This is a genomic window from Protofrankia sp. CiP3 (assembly GCF_917627345.1).
In the GTDB taxonomy this organism is placed as follows: Bacteria; Actinomycetota; Actinomycetes; order Frankiales; family Frankiaceae; genus Protofrankia.
In genome coordinates this window covers 3,895-4,899 of sequence record NZ_CAKJTM010000194.1, presented here as the reverse complement: position 1 = coordinate 4,899, position 1,005 = coordinate 3,895, and the positions used below count along the sequence as shown (strand labels likewise).

Genomic DNA, 1,005 nt, shown 5'->3' with positions numbered 1-1,005 from the left:
GTGCCAGTGGACCAGGATCTCCACGATGTCGATCACTTCGAAGGTTCTCCTCGCCGTCGCACCCCTCGTCCGACCTGCGCGGACGAGGAGCAACTGTGCTCCAACAGGAGGACCACCCCAAGCCCGACACGCATCCCGTCCCCCCCGGGGAATTACGTGATCGTCCACACACAGCGACGGGTCCGCCGACGGGCAGGAGCTCACGGGCGACGTCAAGTAGCGCACGTCGCTAAGAGCGCCCGGTACTCGGCGATGGCCGACGCCTCGATCTTCAGTATCCCACCCCCCTTTTGGTGACAGAAACCGTCTGAACGGTACCTACGGTTCGACTGCCAGGACGTCCGGAAGATCGACGAAGCGTGCCTTGGCGTCGCGGCTGACGATGGTTCGACCGGTCTCGGCCGCGTGAGCCGCGATGATCAGATCGTGGGCGCCGCGAGGCCGTCCGATCTGCCGCGCGGCCGCGATGAGGCGAGCATGGTGAACAGCCGTCCTCTCGGTGTAGTCCAGCACGTCCAGCACGGACATCATGGCGGACAGTGATCTTGCGCGGTCCGCAGCTCTGGCGGCGGTGTCGGCCAGCTCGATCCCGACGCGGTACTCGGCGACCGACACGGCCGCAATCGCAAGCTCGTCGTCGTCCAGGCTGGCCCGGTCGATGGCTCCCCGTTCGTAGGCGATCAGGATGTTGGTGTCGAGTATCAGGCGGCGGCCCACGGATCGTCCTCGTTCGCCGTCACATGGCCGAGCGCCTCGGCGACGTTCTTCTCGAAGGCGTCATCTGGCGGCGTCGTTCCGGCGAGCGCGGCTCGAAGATCGGCGCCAGTCCGTCGACGTGCTGGCCCGATCTCCGCGACCGGATGACTGCCTCGCGTAATGGTTACGGTTTCGCCGGCCTCGATGGCGTCAAGCAGGTCCGAGAACCTCCGAGATGCCTCGGTCGCCGTCATGGTTCGCATGCCGTCATGCTATCTGATTATCAGATTCGAGACTGCCGTAGCCTGG

2 protein-coding genes are annotated in these 1,005 nt (G+C 65.5%); both read right to left on the bottom strand.

Annotation, left to right across the window (positions count from 1 at the left end; genetic code table 11):
• Positions 1-318: 318 nt before the first annotated feature.
• Positions 319-717, bottom strand: a complete 399-nt coding sequence (locus tag MJ797_RS26030; RefSeq protein ID WP_239342266.1) for a type II toxin-antitoxin system VapC family toxin — start codon at positions 715-717, stop codon at positions 319-321.
• A complete protein-coding gene (locus MJ797_RS26025; protein WP_239312162.1) occupies positions 702-959 on the bottom strand; it encodes a type II toxin-antitoxin system Phd/YefM family antitoxin in 258 nt (85 codons plus the stop codon). The genes MJ797_RS26030 and MJ797_RS26025 overlap by 16 nt, the downstream gene beginning before the upstream one ends.
• Positions 960-1,005: the final 46 nt, after the last annotated feature.

Bases quoted from the DNA above. Each gene is read 5' to 3' on its own strand.
- MJ797_RS26025 (WP_239312162.1), bottom strand. From the start codon at position 959: ATGCGAACCATGACGGCGACCGAGGCATCTCGGAGGTTCTCGGACCTG.